The following is a 17,325-nucleotide window of genomic DNA, read 5'->3' as shown; positions in this document are numbered from 1 at the left end:
GTCAGTTCAGCACTCCGGTCATCACCGAGACGGGCACCGCGACGAACCCCGCGGTCAGGACGAGGGCGAGCACGTTCCCGGCGATCCGGAAGGCCCGGTCGCCGCGCCGGGTGACGGCGCCCAGGGTCTGCGCCGCGCTCCGGAAGCCGTGGCGGATGTGCAGGCCGAGGGCGAGCATCGCCACGAGGTAGATGACGTCGGCGTACCAGTTGTGGAAGTCGGCTACCACGTTCTCGTACGGGTGGCCCGGCTCGGCGCGCGGGTTCACCGTCAGCGTCGTCAGGTCCAGGATGTGCCAGACGATGAACAGCGCCAGGATGACGCCGCCCCAGCGCATGGTGCGCGTCGCGTAGCTCGCGCGCGGGCGCCGGTGGACGTAGGCGGTGGGGCGGGCGGCCAGGTCGCGGCGGCTGAGCTGCCACGCCGAGACCACGTGCCCGGCCACCGATGCCACGAGCCCCACCCGCATGATCCACAGGAACCAGCCGTGGTGCAGCGCCGGTTCGCCGATGGTGCGCAGCCAGCTCGCGTAGGCGTTGTAGTCGCCCGCGCCGAAGAAGATCTTCAGGTTGCCCAGCATGTGCGCGACGAGGAAGAGCAGCATGACCACGCCGGTGACGGCCATCACCGTCTTCTTGCCGATCGTGGACCGCCACAGGGTCGCCAGGGTGGACGGTCGCGGTACCGCCCGAGTCGCCAGTGCCATGTCGGCGACGGTAGGACGGCACCACCGCATCGGTCCAAGACATGATATGGCTGGTTTCAATAGGCTCAGGCTATCGTCGCCGTACGATGGCGGTGTGCAGCTGCATCAACTCCACTACTTCGTCACCGTCGCCGAGACCCGCCACTTCACCCGGGCCGCCGCCCAGGCACACGTCGCCCAGCCCTCGCTGTCCCAGCAGATCCGCGCCCTCGAACGGGAACTGGGCGCCGAACTGTTCCACCGCGCCCGGGGCCACATCGCGCTCACCGACGCGGGCGAGGCGCTGCTGCCGCTCGCCCGGCGCATCCTCGCCGACACCGAGACCGCCCGCCGCGAGGTGCAGGAGGTCGTGCAGCTGCGGCGCGGCCGGGTCCGGCTGGGCGCCACCCCGAGCCTGTGCGTCGGCCTCGTCCCCGACGTGCTGCGCGCCTTCCACGACCGCTACCCGGGCGTCGAGCTGGTCGTCCACGAGGGCGGCTCGCGCGACCTGGTCCGCGTGCTGGCCGCCGGCGAACTCGACCTCGCCCTGGTCATCACCCCGCTGCCCGGCCAGGGCCCCGCGCTCGCCACCACCGAACTGCTGCGCGAGGAACTGGTGGCGGTCACCTCCCCGGACGCGCCGGCCCCGGGCAGCCGGGGGCGGCTGAAGGTGGCCGACCTGCGCGACCAGCCCCTGGTGATGTTCCGGCGCGGCTACGACCTGCGGGAACTGACCACCGCGGTGTGCCGCGCCGCGGGCTTCGACCCGGTCTTCACCGTGGAGGGCGGCGAGATGGACGCGGTCGTGGGCTTCGTGCGCGCCGGACTCGGCCTCGCCGTGCTGCCGGGCATGGCCGCCGTGCGCTCCGGACTGCGCGTCACCCCCTTCGAGGGGCCCGGTCTGCACCGCACCATCTCGCTGGCGCACCGCAAGGACGTCGAACCGCCGCGCGCGGCACGGGAGTTGCACACGGTGCTGGGCGAACACCTGGCCGCCGCGAGCCGGGCCGGGGAACTGCCGCCCAGGACCCGGCTGCTGGGGTAGGGTGGCGCACCGGGACGCGGCATCAGTGCGTCCCCGTACCAGGACAGCCGCAGGATCCGGGACCGGTCACCGACGACCGCCACCGGACCGAGCCGAGGAGGTGAGACCGATTCCCGCTGTGTCAGACCGGGTGCTCCCGTCTCGCCGCCGTTCCGCCCGTTCCGTCGCCCCGGCGCGTACGGTCCGTACGGCGTAGCCCGTCGAGGAGTGCCCGCGGGCATCCCGAAAGGCTCCCATGTCGTACCCGTCGTCCCACCCGTCCCGTCCCGCTCACCCGTCCCGTCCCGTCCTTCGCCCTCGGCGCCCATGACGCGCGCCGAGGTCGTCGCCGCGCTGCGCGCCGCTGGCTGCGTCTTCGCCGAGGACGAGGCGGACCTGCTGATCTCCACCGCCCGTGACGCGGACGAACTCGCCACGATGGCGGGCCTGCGCGCCGCCGGACTGCCCGTCGAGCACGTCGTGGGGTGGGCCGGGTTCGCCTCGCTGCGCGTCGCCGTGGACCCCGGCGTCTTCGTGCCCCGCCGCCGCACCGAGTTCCTGCTCGGCCACGCCGTCGCGCTGGCCAGGACCGGCGCGGTCCTGCTCGACCTGTGCTGCGGTTCCGGCGCGCTCGGCCTCGCGCTCGCCGCCGCCGTCCCCGGTGCCGAGCTGTACGCGGCGGACGTCGATCCGGCGGCGGTGCGCTGCGCCCGGCGCAACCTGGAGCGCGTGGGCGGCCGGGTGTACCGCGGCGACCTGTTCGCCCCGCTGCCCACGGCGCTGCGCGGCCGGGTCGACGTCCTCACCGCCAACGTGCCCTACGTGCCCACCGACGACATCGAGCTGCTGCCCCCGGAGGCCCGCGACCACGAACCCCGGGTCGCGCTCGACGGCGGCGCGGACGGCCTCGACGTGCTGCGCAGGGTCGCCGCACAGGCGCCGCGCTGGCTGGCCCCTGGCGGCAGCCTGCTGGTCGAGACGAGCGCACGTCAGGCGGAACGTGCGGTGCGGACGGTCGCCGCGGGTGGTCTGGTACCCCGGATCGAGCGCGACGAGGACCTCGGCGCAACCGTCGTCATCGCGACCGCGCCCTGATCCGCGGCGCCCGGACGGCATCGTGCCCCGGCGCGCGCGAGGCGGCACCGGGGCACGACAGGGGTGGAAGGCCCTCACCGCGACGGGGAGGTAGGCCGGTACGGCTCAGGCCTTCCGGTCCGGAGGGCGGCGCGAGGAAGGGCACGCGCCGCTGCCGCGGACGGCGGCGGGATGATGGTCGTGGACGAACGCGGCCGGAAGCGGTGCACCGGACGTGGTGCGCACCCGAGAGCCGGGCGTGCCGATGCGCGGCGCGGTGACGGCGGTCGTGACGACCGAGGGCGTACGGAGGGCGCTTCCCGTACGACCGGCTATGTGACCCACACCGTTCATGGCGGACTCCCGGGTTGACCGGACGGCTCCCCCTGATCCAATCCGCCCGGCGGCCACCTGGCGACGCGGGCGACACGCCGGGACTCACCCGGACGCCGTACGGGGTGATGCGGCGCGAAAGCCGTTTCCGCAGGTCGGAGTTGGTCAGCGCATAGCGGTCAATGTGCGCAGTGCCCTCACCCGGGCGGGTGAGGGCACTGCGTTCGAGGGACCTTTTCCGGTACCTCGCGGGTGTCGCCGCGCGCTAGTTGCTCTTCGCGTCCTGGTCCGCGGCGTCCGCCGCGCTCTGCGCCGCGTTCACCTTCTGCTGCATCTGCTGGAGCTGGTCCGCGGACGACCCGGAGGGCGCCGCGGTGCCCGGCGACGAGGTGGCCGCGGGCTGCGAGCCGCCTGCCGCGGCGCCGCTGTCGTGGCCGGAGCAGGCCGTCGTGAACAGCACCGGGACGGCCAGGGCCGCCGCCACGCCCAGGGACAGCCGACGACGCCGCGTCACGAGCCGACGCCCGCCGAGCCGCTGGCGTCGCCCTGCGTCTGGCACCAGGACCCCACCGACTTCAGGTCGGTCTGCCGCTGCTCCAGGTTCGGCAGCAGCGCCTTGCGGGTGGACATCCGGTCGCCCAACAGCTTGGCGACGGCCGTGTCGCCCTTGGCGTTGGCGTTGTCGATGCGCTGCTGGAGCCGCGCGATCGAGCCGGGCGTGTTCACACCGGCCTCCAGGCGCTTGACCGCCCGGTTCACCCGGCGCTCCAGCGCGGGCACCCGGCGGCACAGCACCTTAGCGCCGTCGCCCTTCGGTGCCTTCGCGGCTGTGGTGACCGTCGAGGAGGCGCTGTCGGCGTAGGACGGCGCCGCTCCGGCCACCAGGGAACCCGTCAGGGCGATGCCCGCCACGGTCGCGGCCATCGCCGCCTTGCGACGCTGCATGGTCTTCACTCCACTTCGTGCGGCCCCCGGGTGGGGGCTTGCGATACGGAAGGGAGCGGCCCGCCACGCCGCTGGGAGGGCTCGGCGGGCCGCGTGGACACGACCGTAGGAGCGCTTCTTGTGGTTTCTTTGTGGCCGCCTCCCGGGCCCCGGTTCGGCCCGCCCCGGCCCGTACGGCCCGTCAGGCCTCCCGCGATCCGCTCGGGATGCGCGGGAGGGAGCCGGTCAGCCAGTCGCGGTGGACCGGCAGGACCACCGTCGGCGTGTCGCTGAGCGGCAGCGTCACCTCGAACCGGGTGCCCGGCGTGCCGTCCGGCCGGTCGGTGATCCGCACCGCGCCGCCGTGCAGGTCGACCTGCTGGGCGACGAGGGTCAGGCCGAGCCCGGTGCCGGGGCTGTCCCCGCCGCGTTCGAAGCGCCGGAAGACCCGCTCGCGGGCCGACAGCGGGATGCCCGGGCCGTGGTCGTCCACGGTGAGCACCGCGGCTCCCGGCCGGGCGCGCAGCGCCACCTCGACGACGGCGCCCGGCGCACCCGGGGCACGCCCGTGCACCAGCGCGTTCGTCAGCAGGTTGTCGACGACCATCCGCAGTCCCGGCTCCCAGCCCCGGGTGCGCGGGTCCGGGCCGACGGCGGCCGTCACGCGCGCCGCGGGATGCCTGCGCGCCGCGTCGGCGGCGGACGCGGTCACCAGCCGGCCGAGGTCGACGGGCGTGAAGGAGTCCGCCTCGACCAGGTCGCCCTGCGCCAGCGCCCGCAGCGTCACCAGCAGCCCCAGCAGCCGTTCGTGCTCGCCGCGCAGGTCGGACACCACCTCGGCGCGCTCGGACGGATCCAGGTCCGGGTGGGCGGCGAGGATCTCCAGGTTGGTCTGCATGCTCATCAGCGGCGTGCGCAACTCGTGCGAGGCGGCGGCGGAGAACGACCGCGCGGTCTCCAGCGCCTCACCCGTGCGGGCCGCCTGCTCGTCGTAGCGGGCCAGCAGCGTCTGGAGCGTCCCGGCCAGTTCGTCGACCTCGGTGACGCGCGACAGCCGGTGATCGAGCCGGGCCGCGCTCACCCCCGGGTCCAGGCCACCGGCCCGCCGCCGCAGGCGCCGCAGCGGCAACGTGGCCCGCTCGGCGATCCCCAGCCCCACCAGCGCCGAGACCGGCGCGGCGATCAGCGCGACCAGCAGCACCCGCCGCCGTACCGCCTTCACGCCCGCGTCCGCCTGCGACGCGGGGGAGAAGACCCACAGGGTGTCGCCCGCCTGGCCGCCGGTGACCGGCAGGCTCAGCGCCCGCCAGCTCCTGCCGTCCGCGGAGACCGTCACCGGGTTGCGGCCGGCCGCGGCGGGCAGGGGCACGCTGTCCGTCGGCTGCGGTCCGCCCTCGGCGGCGACCGAGCCGTCCGTCCCTGACACCACGCGGACGCCCACGTCCAGCGCGGCGGAGAACAGCTTGCGCTCCCGTGACTGCTGCTGCGCGGGCCGCCCCGCCCGGTCCACCCGCAGCAGCTCGCGCGCCACCGGCAGCACCACGGCGGCCCGGTCCCGCAGCCGCGCGTCCTGACCGGCGTGGATGTCCCGGCTGATCAGCCGCGTCAGCAGCAGCCCGGACGCCAGCACCATCAGCGGCACGGTGACGCCCACCGCGATCGCGATCCTGGTCGACAGCTTCACCGCGCCTCCTCGCGCAGCACGAAACCGACCCCGCGCACGGTCTGTATCAGCCGCGGCCGCCCGTCCGCCTCCAGCTTGCGCCGCAGGTAGCTCACGAACGTGTCCACGGCGTCGGTGCGCACCTCGAAGTCGTACCCCCACACCCGGTCCAGCAGCTGGTCGCGGCTGAGCACCATGCCCGCGTTGCGCGCCAGCACCTCCAGGAGCTCGAACTCCCGGCGGGTCAGTCGCACCGGCGCGCCCGCGTAGATCACCTCTCGTGAGCCCGGGTCGAGCACCAGCTCACCGGCGCGCACCGTGTCGCCGGGGCTCGCGGGCCTGCGCCGCAGCAGCGCCTGGAGCCGCAGTTCGAGCTCCTGCAACGCGAACGGCTTGACCAGGTAGTCGTCCGCCCCCGCCTGCAATCCCGCCACCCGGTCGGCCACCTCGTCCAGCGCCGAGAGCATCAGCACCGGCACGTCGTTCCCGGTCGCCCGCAGCCGCTCGCAGACCTCGATGCCGCTGATGCCCGGCATGGACACATCCAGCACCACGACGTCGACGGGCTGGTCCGCCAGCTCCCGCAGCGCGCTCGCGCCGTCCTGGGCCAGGCCGACCGCGTACCCGGCGAGCCGCAGCCCCCGCCCCAGGGAGCGCAGGATCGCGGCGTCGTCGTCGACGACGAGGACCCGGCCCGATCGTTCGGTCATGGGAACGCCTCTCCTGCCTGCGCGTGCCGTCGTACACGCGTCGCGGTGCGGGCGCGCCGGCCGCGGGGGACCGGGCGCAGAGGCCGCACCGTACCGGGCTTTCCTGCGAACGCGGTACCGGCCCCGTCCGGACCACTGCGGTAGCGGACGGCGACGAGCGCGCCCAGTATCGGGCGCATGGGCGTGCACGCTACCGGGACCGGTCCGAGGGCCCGGCGGCTCCGGGTGGTCGCGGCGGGCGCGCTGCTGGCCGGGGCCGCGCTGCTGTCCTCCTGCGCCCTCGGAGGCCCGGCGGACACCAGCGACGCCTTCGGCACCTGGTCGGCGCAGCGCCTGCGCCGCGCGACCGCCGACATCCACACCCCGCACGGCATGTCGTACACACCGGTGCCCAGGGTGGGCAACGCCCGGATCGGCGCGCTGTTCGACCACGACGCGAGCGGTGACCACTTCTGCAGCGCCAGCGTCGTGCACAGCCCCGGCAAGGACCTCGTGCTCACCGCGGCGCACTGCATCCACGGAGGCCAGGGCAGCGGCTACCGCAAGGACATCGTCTTCGTCCCCAGCTACCGCGACGGCGCCGCGCCCAACGGCACCTGGCGGGTGAGCGCCCTGGTCGTCGACCCGCGCTGGACGAAGACCTCCGACCCCGACCTGGACGTCGGCTTCGTCATCCTGCGTCCGCTGCACGGCAGGCACGTCGAGGACGTCCTCGGCGCCGACAACCTGGGCGTGAACACACCGTTCGGCCGCCCGGTACGGCTCACCGGCTACCCGTCCAGCGGCCAGGAGCCGATCTCCTGCGTCAACACCACCATCCGGCAGAGCGCCCGCCAACTGCGCGTCAACTGCGTGGGGTTCCCCGGCGGGACCAGCGGAAGCCCGTGGCTCACCGGCTACGACCCGGCGGCGGGCACCGGCACGGTGATCGGCGTCATCGGCGGCTTCCAGGAGGGCGGCGACACGGCGGACGTGTCGTACAGCCCGTACTTCGGCGCGGACGTACGGAAGTTGTACGAACGGGCGGTGGCGCTGGACGGCGGCGGGAAGAAGCGGTAGGCGACGGCGGTCAGTCGGTCTCGCGCCGCGTCATCCGTCGAGCAACCCGACCAGGTGGTCCCGCCGCTCCCGCGTCAGCTCGCCGAACGTCTCCGGTGACCACCGGGGCTCGCGGTCCTTGTCCACGAGCGCGGCCCGCACGCCCTCGGTGAAGTCGTGGGTCGGGGCGACCCGCAGCGCCAGCCGCAGATCCCGGTCCAGACACTCCGCGAGGGACGACCGCGCGCCCCGCCGCAGCAGCTCGAAAGTGAGCACGAGGCTGGAGGGCGCTCCCCGACGCAGCGCGGCCAGCGTCTCCCGGGCCCAGTCGCCCTCCTCGTCGCCGCGGCTCTCGGCGTCGAGGCGCTCGAAGACCTCCTCCAGCGTCTCCACGCCGAAGCAGCGCTCGATCGCCTCGTAGCGGCCGTGCAGCTCCGAGGGCGGCGGCGTCGTGCTGTACCGGGTGAGGACCGCGTCCGGGTCGTGACCGCCGGACGCGTTCAACTCACGTTCCAGCGCCGGGAGTTCACCCGAATCCACGTAGTGCGTGGCCAGCCCGCACTCGACGGCGGCGGCGCCCGAGACCCGTGCCCCGGTCAGACCGAGGTACGTGCCGACCGCGCCGCGCAGCCGGGGCAGGAAGTACCCCGCGCCGATGTCGGGAAAGAAGCCGATCGCCGTCTCCGGCATCGCCAGCCCGGCGCGTTCGGTCACCACGCGCACCGAGCCGTGCACCGAGATGCCCAGGCCGCCGCCGAGCGCGTAGCCGTCGATCAGCGCCACGTACGGCTTGGGGTATCCGGCGACCGCGGCGTCCAGCCCGTACTCGGCGGCGAAGTAGCCGCGGACCGCGTCGGCGTCGCCGCGCACCGCGGCCTCCCGCACGGCTCTGATGTCGCCGCCGGAGCAGAACGCCTTCGGGGAGGTGCTGCGCACCACCACGGCCCGCACCGACTCGTCGTCCCGCCAGGCCTCCAGCGCGGCCCGCATCCGCTGGACCATCCGCAGGTCGAGCGCGTTGAGGGCGGCGGGGCGGTCCAGCAGGACGGTCGCGACGCCGTCGTGTACGGACGTCTTCACGGGGACGCTCATGCTGCTCCTGACTGTCCTGCCTGGACGACGCGGGTCCGGCGCCGGTGGGCCGGAGCGCCGCGGAACCGGACTCCTGCCGCCAGCCTAGGCGCCGGGCCGGACCTCCCGTTCGGCGGGCCCGCCGGGGCCATGGGCGTCAGCTCTGGCGCAGCAACCGGTCGCTCTGGGCGACGGCGTTGTCGAGCGCCTGCTTCGGGCTCTCCTTGCCCTGGAGCGCCTTCGCCACCTCGTTCTGGAGCACGATCTTCATCTGGTCGGTCATCACCACCGGCGTGTAGTTGACCGCGCCCTTGAGCGCTTCGGCGGAGGCGACCCGCACCGCGCCCTCGCTGGTGCCGTCGTCCTTGGTCCAGTACGGCTCGTCGAGCGATCCCACGGTCGAGGGGAAGATCGCCACCTTGTGGGCGAACGACTCCTGGTTCGGCTTGTCGGTGACGAAGTGGGCGAAGGCGATGGCGGCGGCCTTGTGCTCGCTGGTGTTGTTGACGGCGAGGCCCATCAGGTACATGTTCGGGTGCCCGGTGTTGTCGGGCGCGTCGGTGATGCCGATGTTCTTGTACAGGTCGGGCGCGTTGACCTTGAAGTTGTCCAGGTCGTGGGCGCTGCCCGGGTTCATCGCGACCTTCTGCTGGAGGAACGCCTGCCCCGCCGCGTCCGGTGTGGTGGACAGCGCCTGCGAGCCGAGGCCGCCCTCGTCGTACAACGTCTTGTAGGCGGTGAGGAGTTGGACGCCCTTGGCGCTGTTGTAGGTGAACGCCGTCTCGTCGGAGTTCATCAACTGCACGCCGTAGCGCCCGAAGTCCTCGATGGACGGTGACTGGGCGAAGGCGGCGATCGTGCCGTGCGAGTGCCTCGCCATCGCGTCGGCGTCGGCGAACAACTGGTCGTAGGTCTTCGGCGGGTCGTCCGGGTTCAGCCCCGCCTGCCGGAAGAGCGCCTTGTTGTAGAAGAGCGGACCGGTGTTGAGGTACCAGGGGAAGGAGTAACTGCCGCCCAGCCCGGGCAGTTGGTCGCCCTGCCACGCCTGCGGCGTGTACTCGGCCTTGTACTTCGCGGCGGCCGGCTCCTTGTCCAGGTTGAGCAGCAGGCCGGCCTTGGCCAGCGGGTAGGACAGGTCGGGGGAGACGTTGACGACGTCCGGAAGCGTTCCGGCGGCGGCGTCGGCGCTGAGCTTCTCCGCGTAGTTGTCGGCGGGCTGGTCGACCCACTTGACGTGGACGTCCGGGTACTGCTTCTCGAAGTCGGCGATCAGCCCGTCGAAGTAGTCCTTGTAGTTCGTGCGCAGATTCCAGGTCTGGAACGTGATGGTGCCTTCGGGCTTTCCGTTCGCGCTCGAACCGGAGCCGTTCCCGCCCGATCCGCACCCGGTCAGCACGAGTGCGGTGGCGAGCAGCGGTACGACGGCGACGGCTTTTCCACGGGTCGTTCGGCGGAACGTTCCACTTGGCCCACGGGGGTTCTCGTGGCACAGGGGCAGGGGAAGGCGCATGACCGCGGGCTCCTCGGTTCGGGTCGGCGGACGAGCGGCCGACGCGCGTCGGCGGACGGTCAAGAAAATGCACCCCGGGCCCATGGGGCGTCAATGGATCGCGGACAACTAATGCGCTTTAGTAGTTTTACCGCTCAAGCGCATTAGTCCGATCATCGACGTCGCGAGTGTCCTGGAGTCGGGACAGCAGTGCGGGATTTCCCGCCCAGGAGTGAGGTCTGTATGGGTTGCGTCATGAAAAAGTGGTGTGTCGCTGTTGTCGGTAAAGATCCCGCCTTGGTCAAATACCTGATGCTGCCTGGTTCGTTGGGCAGAACCCAAGTCCCCATCGAATGACCTTGGAGGCATCAGCAATGAAGTCCCTCACCTCGTCACTGAGCCGCGCCCTGGGCGTGCTGGCCGGTGGCGCCGCCGCCGTCGTCCTCGCGGCCGGCGGTGCCCAGGCCGCGACCGACCACCACGCGCCCTTCCACGGTCGTGGCGACTGGGGTCACGGCCGCAGCGACTGGGGCCACGGCCGCCTGCACCACGGCTACCCGCACCGCTTCCACCACCACCGTCACCACCACACCCACCACATCGGCTTCTGGCACCACGTGCGCTGACGATCCGTCGGCGCAGGGCCGGGCGAGGCCGCGCGGTCGCCTTCGGGCGCCGCGCGGCCTCGCCGCTGTTCGGGGGGACCGCTTCCCGGCGGCCATCGGACTGACGTGACGTCAATCGCCCTTGCCGGCCAGCAGGTGCGAGACGGTCACCGCGCGCAGTCCCCGTTGCCGCAGCCCGTCGAGGATCGCGGGCATCGCGGTGACCGTGCCGGGGTGGCCGAAGTGCAGACTGACGACGGAACCGCCGTGCACGTGGCCGAGCACGGTCTCGCGCACGGCGTCCGCCCCGGGGTCGGTGTAGTCGAGCGAGTCCAGGTCGTACGACAACACGTGCGGGTAGCCCGCCCGGTGGGCCAGCCGCAGCACCGACGGCGACGCGTACTGGGCCTGCGAAGGCCGGAACCAGCGGCCCACGCCGCCGGTCAGCCGCCGCAGCCGGTCCGCGCACTGACCGATCTCCGCGGCCGCCTGCGAGGCCGGCATGGCGTTGATGTCGCGGTGGTTCTCGGTGTGGTTGCCCAGCTCGTGACCGCCGTCCAGGACGCGCCGGGCCATCGCCGGATACGCCTCCAGCCAGCTGCCCACGGCGAGCACGGTCAGCCCGGCGCCCGCCCGCTCCGCCTCGGAGAGCAGCGCCTCGGCCTCCTTCGGGTCGCCCTGCCCGTGGAAGGTCAGCGCCACCATCGGGTGTCCGGACGGCCCGTGGGCGATCTGGTCCGGCAGGTCCGGCGGGAGCGCGGGCAGCGCGCCGGGTCCCGTGCGGGAGCCCGCGGGGGTGCGCGACGCGGGTGAGGCCGTCGGGTCGGTCGGGGAGGTCGGGTGCGCGGCGGCCCGCACGGTGTGGCCGTCACCGCAACCGGCGGCCAGCGCACCACCCGCGGCGGTCCCTGCCGCGGCCCGCAGAACACTTCGGCGATCGATGGACGTCACCGGGCCACCGTAGAGGGCGAATGTGATTATCAGTGGTATTTGGGGTGTTGCGGGCGAGCCGGGTGGGCCGGGTCCGCGGCGCGGACGGCTGCCTCGCCTGCGGTCGTCGGACCGCCGTCCGCGCTCCCGGGCGGGTCGCCCGCCATCCGACGCGAGCCCTCGTCCGCTTTCCGGGGCACGCCGTCGCGATCATTGTCCGGAAGAACGCTTCTGTCATGGCAGTGTCAGGCGGTACCGTCCGCCCGTGCTGTCACACGCGCGGAGAGCCCGCATCCCCCTACACTCCCTGTCGGTCGTGGCGGTCGTCGTAGCCGCCCTCCTGGCCGTCTTCACCGCTCCGGCCATGGCCCACGGCCGCCCCGCACCGAAGGACACGGGCACGCAGCCCGTCTACTCCTACTCCAACGCCATCCGGCAGTCCGTCTGGGTCGACACCGGCATCGACGGTGACCACGACGGCAAGACCGACCGGGTGGCCGCCGACATCATCCGGCCCAGCGAACCGGCGGCCAAGGGCCAGAAGGTCCCGGTCATCATGGACGCCAGCCCGTACTACTCGTGCTGCGGCCGGGGCAACGAGAACCAGCTCAAGACGTACGACAAGAACGGGAACCCGGTGCAGTTCCCGCTCTACTACGACAACTACTTCGTCCCGCGCGGCTACGCCGTCGTCCTGGTCGACCTGGCCGGAACCAACCGTTCGGACGGCTGCGTCGACGTCGGCGGCCCCTCCGACGTCACCTCCGCCAAGGCGGTCATCGACTGGCTCAACGGCAGAGCCAAGGGCTACACGACGAGAACCGGAACGACCGCCGCGCAAGCGAGTTGGTCCAACGGGTCGGTCGGCATGATCGGCAAGAGCTGGGACGGCACGATCGCCAACGGGGTCGCGGCCACCGGCGTCGACGGCCTGAAGACCATCGTCGACATCAGCGGCATCAGCTCCTGGTACGACTACTACTTCGCGCAGGGCGCCGCCCTCTACGACGGCGGCCCCGACGAACTCGCCTCCGAGGTGGAGAGCTCCGCGGCGCAGTCCAAGTGCTCCGCCGAGGAACAGGCGTTGCGCGACGGGGCGCCACGCGACGGCGACTGGACGTCGGCCTGGCAGCAGCGCGACTACGTGGCCGACGCCGCCAAGGTCAAGGCCAGCGTCTTCGTCGCACAGGGCCTCGAAGACCTCAACGTCCGCACCAAGAACTTCGGCCAGTGGTGGGACGCGCTCGCGGCGCACGGCGTGCAGCGCAAGATCTGGCTGTCGCAGACCGGCCACGTCGACCCGTTCGACTACCGCCGCAGCGCCTGGGTCGACACCCTGCACCAGTGGTTCGACCACTACCTGATGGGCGTCGACAACGGCATCCAGAACCAGCCGATGGCCGACATCGAGCGCACCCCCGACCACTGGACCACCGACGCGGTGTGGCCCCCGTCCGGCACCACGACGACCCCGCTCAGCCTCGACCCGGGGACGACCAACGGGCTGGGCGCGCTGAGCACCACGCCGCCCGCCTCCGGCAGCGCCGAGACCTACACCGACAACCCCAAGCAGAGCGAGGACGACTGGTCGGCGCAGGTCGACCAGGCCACCTCGGACAAGGTCGCCTTCACCACCGGGCCGCTCAAGCAGGACCTGCGGCTGTCCGGCAGCGGGACGGTGACGCTCACCGCGACCTCCTCCACCACCAGCGCCCACCTGTCGGCCGTCCTGGTGGACCTCGGCCCGGCCACCATCCGCAACTACGAGGACGACGGCGAGGGCATCACCACGCTGACCACCCGCTCCTGCTGGGGTGACAGCACACCGGGCGACAGCGCCTGCTTCCTGGACACCGCGGCCGACACCGAGAACGTCGGCTACACCGTGTTCAGCCGCGGCTGGGCCGACCTCGGGCACTACGCCTCGCTGGACAAGGGCGTGTCGCTCACCCCGGGCAAGCCCTACACCATCACCCTCCAGCTGGCCGCCAGCGACCACGTCGTCCCGGCCGGGCACCGGCTCGCCCTGATCGTCGCGGGCACCGACAACGGGCTGATCGTCGCCCCGCCGTCGACCCCGACCATCAAGCTCGACCTGTCGGGATCGCACGCGAACCTGCCGCTGGTCGGCGGCGTCTCCCAGCTGCGCCGCGCCCTGGGCACCGGCCACGCCAAGCCCCCGGCGGGCGTCCCGCTCACCGGCCTGAACGGCTCGGTCCCGGGCACGCTCCCGGCCGGCCAGGCGGCGCGCCTGCGCTGACCGTCCCCGGCACGGCCCGACGGCCCGCGCCGCACGCCACGGCAGACGCCGGGCGGGGCGCGGGCCGTCCGCGCGAGGCCCGCTTCCGTGCCGCCGTGAGGGCCCGCCGTGTTCCCGCGGGCCGTCTCCCGCCGCCGTGACGTTCGTCACCGTCGCGGCCGTCCGGGGGCGCGAGTACCCTTCACGCATGCTCCTGCTCGTGCGCCGTCGACACGTGGACTTCGTCCGCGTCACGAGCATGTCCTGTCGCCGCAGCGGCTGACCCCGAGACCTCCCACTCACCCTCCGGCACCGCGTCCGCGCCCCACCCGGCGCCCGCGCGTGGCGTGCCCGGTCACCGCCGGGCCCGGCCGGGACCTCACCCTGCGGGACACCACCCATGACGCACGACCACCAGCTCCCCGTCATCGACCTGTCCGCCGCCGACCGCGGACCCGAGGACCGGGCACGGCTCCACGCCCAACTGCACACCGCCGCCCACGAAGTGGGCTTCTTCCAGCTCACCGGCCACGGCGTGAGCGCGGAGCGCACCGCCGCCCTGACCCGGACCATGCGCGCGTTCTTCGCCCTGCCGGAAGCCGACCGCCTGGCCATCTCCACCCTCGACTCACCGCACTTCCGCGGCTACACCCGGATCGGTGACGAGCGCACCGGCGGCAGCCGCGACTGGCGCGACCAGATCGACATAGGCGCCGAACGCCCCGCCCGCGTCCCCGGTCCGGACGAGCCCGCGTACTGGTGGCTGGAGGGGCCCAACCAGTGGCCCGCCGCCCTGCCGGAGCTGCGCACCGCCGCGCTCGGCTGGATCGACGAGCTGAGCGCGGTCGCCGACCGGCTGCTGCGCGAACTGCTCACCGCCATCGGCGCGCCCGCCGACTTCTACGCGGACGCCTTCGCCGCCGATCCCCATCTGCACCTGAAGCTGGTGCGCTACCCCGGCAGCGCACCGGACGGCGCCGACCAGGGAGTCGGCGCCCACAAGGACTACGGATTCCTGACCCTGCTGCTCCAGGACGAGGTCGGCGGCCTCCAAGTGGAGCGCGGCGACGGGCGGTTCCACGACGTGCCGCCGCTGCCGGGCGCGTTCGTGGTCAACCTCGGCGAACTCCTCGAAGTCGCCACGGACGGCTACCTGAAGGCGACCAACCACCGCGTCGTCAGCCCGCCCGGCGCCCGGGAGCGCTTCTCCGTGCCGTTCTTCTACAACCCCCGCCTCGACGCCCGCATCGAGCGGGTGCCGTTCCCGTACGCGGATCGCGCGCCCGGCGCGACGCGGGACCCGGCCAACCCGTTGTTCGCCGAGTACGGCCGCAACGAGCTGAAGGGCTGGCTGCGCGCCCACCCGCAGGTCGCCCGCCGCCACCACGCGGCCCTGCTGGAACCCGCCGCCGCGTAGTCGCCGCGCTCCACCCGGCGCCCGCCGACCGGCACTCGCGCCGGAGCGCGGAATGGGGGATGTTGGAGATCACCATCCCGGGCGGACCCTCGGGCCGCCGGAGCGAACAGGCCGAGCACAGGTGAGGTAGCGATGAGCAGCGAGCAGGACGCCACGGCGGGCGCGACGACCCTTGAGGAGCTGTACCGGGATCTGCACGCCCACCCGGAGCTGTCCTTCCGCGAGAACCGCACGGCCGGCATCGCCGCCGACCGGGCCGAGGCCGCGGGGTTCGAGGTGATCCGGGGCGTCGGCCGCACCGGCGTCGTCGCCGTCCTGCGCAACGGCGAAGGCCCGACGGTGCTGCTGCGCGCCGACATGGACGCGCTGCCGGTGCGCGAGGACACCGGCCTGCCGTACGCCAGCCAGGTCACCGACACCGACGAGGACGGCCACGAGGTCCCGGTGATGCACGCCTGCGGCCACGACGTGCACGTCACCTGTCTCGTCGGCGCCCTGGAGCGGCTCGCGGCGGACCGCGCCGAGTGGTCCGGCACGCTGATCGCGCTCTTCCAGCCCGCCGAGGAGATCGGCGGCGGCGCGCGGGCGATGGTGGACGACGGCCTGTTCGAGCGGGTCGGCAAGCCGGACGTGGTCCTCGGCCAGCACGTCGCGCCGATGCCCGCGGGCTGGGTCGGCGCCCACCCGGGCCCGGCGTTCGCGGCGGCGGACGCGCTGCGGGTGCGGTTGTTCGGCCGCGGCGGGCACGGCTCGCGTCCGGAGACCACCATCGACCCGGTGGTGATGGCCGCGGCGACCGTGCTGCGGTTGCAGACCGTGGTCGCCCGCGAGGTCGCCGGGGCCGACACCGCGGTGCTCACGGTCGGTTCGCTGCGCGCCGGGACCAAGGAGAACGTCATCCCGGACGACGCCGAACTCGGCCTGAGCATCCGCTCCTACACGGAGCCGGTGCGCGAGCGGGTGCTGGAGGGCGTCCGCCGGATCGTGCACGCCGAGGCCGCCGCGTCCGGCGCGGTGAAGGACCCGGAGATCACCGTCGTCGACTCCTTCCCCGTACTGGTCAACGACCCGGAGACGACCGATCGCACGATGAACGCCTTCCGCACGGAGTTCGGCGACGCGCAGGTGGTAGCCCCCGGCCCGGTCAGCGGCAGCGAGGACGTCGGCGTGCTGGCCACGGCGGCGGGCGCACCGCTGTGCTACTGGCTGCTGGGCGGCGCCGACCCGGCCGCCTTCGCCGCCGCGGCGAACGGTGGCACCGCCGACAGCGAGGTGCCCTCCAACCACTCCCCGAAGTTCGCCCCCGTCATCGAGCCGACGCTGACGACGGGCGTACGAGCGCTGGTCACCGCGGCCCGCACCTGGCTGGCCTGAGCCGCCGGCGACAGCGGCAACGACAGCGATCACGGGCCGGCGGGAGCCTCCGTCTCCGGGGAGCTCCCGCCGGCCCGTTCACGTACCCGCCGGACCGGGCCGGATCAGGTCGCGGAACCCGCCGCCGCTCCCGTCACCAGGTCGGCGCCCCAGCGCTCCACGGACTCCGCCAGGTCGAGCTGCCGCATCCCGCCGCCCTCGGACGTCGGCCAGTCCTCGCGCGGCACCCGCCACATCACCTCGAACTCGTTGCCGTCGGGGTCCTTGGCGTAGAACGACTTGGAGACCGCGTGGTCGGTGGCGCCGACCAGCGCCCCGCGCTCGCTCAACTCCCGCCCGATCGCGGTGAGTTCGCCGAGAGTGCCGACCTCCCAGGCGAGGTGGTACAGGCCGACCGCGCCCTGCCGCGGGCCGGGTGCGTCGTCCCCCACCGCGAAGAGGCCGAGGTCGTGGTCGTTGAGGGTCCCGGGCGCCCTGAGGAAGGCGGCGCGGCCCGGCATCTCCTGGGCGACCTCGAAGCCGAGCACCTCGGTGTAGAACCCGACGGCGCGCCGGACGTCGCGGATGTAGAGCACCGCGTGGTTGAGCCTGCGTACGGGCATGGCGTCCTCCTCCTGGCTGGGGGCGGGCCGGTCCGGCCTGATCCCCTCCGTCCCCCGTGTGCGGTGGTCCCGCCACTCCACCGTACACCTGAAGCTTGAAAGTTCAAGATCTATGAGGGGGCGGTTCCACGCCATCCGGCCCGTGCC

Annotated in this window: 16 protein-coding genes; 7 read left to right on the top strand and 9 right to left on the bottom strand. The window is 73.3% G+C overall.

Going from position 1 to position 17,325, the window contains the following annotated elements:
* Position 1: 1 nt before the first annotated feature.
* Positions 2 to 706: a succinate dehydrogenase cytochrome b subunit gene (locus K7472_RS06440; RefSeq protein WP_222974913.1), complete on the bottom strand. Its 705-nt coding sequence runs from the start codon at positions 704 to 706 to the stop codon at positions 2 to 4.
* A gap of 94 nt (positions 707 to 800) precedes the next feature.
* Between K7472_RS06440 and K7472_RS06435 the strand changes: the two genes are divergently transcribed.
* A complete protein-coding gene (locus tag K7472_RS06435) occupies positions 801 to 1,730 on the top strand; it encodes a LysR family transcriptional regulator (RefSeq protein ID WP_222974911.1) in 930 nt (309 codons plus the stop codon).
* Positions 1,731 to 2,036: 306 nt separating this feature from the next.
* On the top strand, positions 2,037 to 2,804 hold the full coding sequence (locus K7472_RS06430) for a putative protein N(5)-glutamine methyltransferase (protein WP_222974909.1): 768 nt from the start codon (positions 2,037 to 2,039) through the stop codon (positions 2,802 to 2,804).
* A gap of 577 nt (positions 2,805 to 3,381) precedes the next feature.
* Here the strand turns inward: K7472_RS06430 and K7472_RS06425 are convergent.
* The 4 genes from K7472_RS06425 to K7472_RS06410 all read right to left on the bottom strand — a co-directional run bounded on the left by K7472_RS06425 (position 3,382) and on the right by K7472_RS06410 (position 6,413).
* Positions 3,382 to 3,630 (bottom strand): hypothetical protein, encoded by a 249-nt coding sequence (locus tag K7472_RS06425; protein WP_222974907.1) that lies wholly within the window; start codon positions 3,628 to 3,630, stop codon positions 3,382 to 3,384.
* Entirely contained in the window at positions 3,627 to 4,061 is a 435-nt protein-coding gene (locus K7472_RS06420) for a hypothetical protein (RefSeq protein WP_252395154.1), read from the bottom strand. Before K7472_RS06420 ends, K7472_RS06425 begins: the two co-directional genes overlap by 4 nt.
* A gap of 181 nt (positions 4,062 to 4,242) precedes the next feature.
* Entirely contained in the window at positions 4,243 to 5,724 is a 1,482-nt protein-coding gene (locus K7472_RS06415) for a sensor histidine kinase (protein WP_222974905.1), read from the bottom strand.
* The gene (locus K7472_RS06410) at positions 5,721 to 6,413 is read right to left on the bottom strand and encodes a response regulator transcription factor (RefSeq protein WP_222974903.1); all 693 of its coding nucleotides are present in this window, start codon (positions 6,411 to 6,413) and stop codon (positions 5,721 to 5,723) included. The genes K7472_RS06415 and K7472_RS06410 overlap by 4 nt, the downstream gene beginning before the upstream one ends.
* 177 nt (positions 6,414 to 6,590) lie before the next feature.
* Here K7472_RS06410 and K7472_RS06405 point away from each other — a divergent pair, with 177 nt between their 5' ends.
* Positions 6,591 to 7,472 carry a trypsin-like serine peptidase gene (locus tag K7472_RS06405; RefSeq protein WP_252395153.1) on the top strand — a complete coding sequence of 294 codons (882 nt, stop codon included), beginning with the start codon at positions 6,591 to 6,593 and terminating at the stop codon, positions 7,470 to 7,472.
* A gap of 30 nt (positions 7,473 to 7,502) precedes the next feature.
* Here the strand turns inward: K7472_RS06405 and K7472_RS06400 are convergent, their stop codons facing one another.
* Positions 7,503 to 8,543 carry an enoyl-CoA hydratase/isomerase family protein gene (locus tag K7472_RS06400; RefSeq protein ID WP_222974901.1) on the bottom strand — a complete coding sequence of 347 codons (1,041 nt, stop codon included), beginning with the start codon at positions 8,541 to 8,543 and terminating at the stop codon, positions 7,503 to 7,505.
* A gap of 136 nt (positions 8,544 to 8,679) precedes the next feature.
* On the bottom strand, positions 8,680 to 10,032 hold the full coding sequence (locus K7472_RS06395; protein ID WP_222974899.1) for an ABC transporter substrate-binding protein: 1,353 nt from the start codon (positions 10,030 to 10,032) through the stop codon (positions 8,680 to 8,682).
* 353 nt (positions 10,033 to 10,385) lie between these two features.
* Here K7472_RS06395 and K7472_RS06390 point away from each other — a divergent pair, with 353 nt between their 5' ends.
* Entirely contained in the window at positions 10,386 to 10,637 is a 252-nt protein-coding gene (locus K7472_RS06390) for a hypothetical protein (RefSeq protein WP_222974897.1), read from the top strand.
* Positions 10,638 to 10,748: 111 nt separating this feature from the next.
* Here K7472_RS06390 and K7472_RS06385 read toward each other — a convergent pair whose 3' ends face one another.
* Complete coding sequence (locus K7472_RS06385) at positions 10,749 to 11,567, bottom strand: polysaccharide deacetylase family protein (RefSeq protein ID WP_222974895.1); 819 nt, start codon at positions 11,565 to 11,567, stop codon at positions 10,749 to 10,751.
* A 343-nt stretch (positions 11,568 to 11,910) separates the two neighbouring features.
* Between K7472_RS06385 and K7472_RS06380 the strand changes: the two genes are divergently transcribed.
* The 3 genes from K7472_RS06380 to K7472_RS06370 all read left to right on the top strand — a co-directional run bounded on the left by K7472_RS06380 (position 11,911) and on the right by K7472_RS06370 (position 16,576).
* Positions 11,911 to 13,806: a Xaa-Pro dipeptidyl-peptidase gene (locus tag K7472_RS06380; protein WP_252395225.1), complete on the top strand. Its 1,896-nt coding sequence runs from the start codon at positions 11,911 to 11,913 to the stop codon at positions 13,804 to 13,806.
* A gap of 379 nt (positions 13,807 to 14,185) precedes the next feature.
* Positions 14,186 to 15,202 (top strand): isopenicillin N synthase family dioxygenase, encoded by a 1,017-nt coding sequence (locus K7472_RS06375; protein WP_222974893.1) that lies wholly within the window; start codon positions 14,186 to 14,188, stop codon positions 15,200 to 15,202.
* A 132-nt stretch (positions 15,203 to 15,334) separates the two neighbouring features.
* Positions 15,335 to 16,576, top strand: a complete 1,242-nt coding sequence (locus tag K7472_RS06370) for an amidohydrolase (protein WP_222974891.1) — start codon at positions 15,335 to 15,337, stop codon at positions 16,574 to 16,576.
* Positions 16,577 to 16,680: 104 nt separating this feature from the next.
* On the opposite strand, the gene K7472_RS06365 is transcribed toward K7472_RS06370, so the two are convergent.
* A complete protein-coding gene (locus tag K7472_RS06365) occupies positions 16,681 to 17,178 on the bottom strand; it encodes a VOC family protein (RefSeq protein WP_222974889.1) in 498 nt (165 codons plus the stop codon).
* Positions 17,179 to 17,325: the final 147 nt, after the last annotated feature.

It is taken from the genome of Streptantibioticus parmotrematis (assembly GCF_019890615.1).
Classification (GTDB): Bacteria; Actinomycetota; Actinomycetes; order Streptomycetales; family Streptomycetaceae; genus Streptantibioticus_D; species Streptantibioticus_D parmotrematis.
The sequence above is the reverse complement of the archived record's forward strand: the minus strand, read 5'-3'. Positions and strand labels throughout refer to the sequence as shown.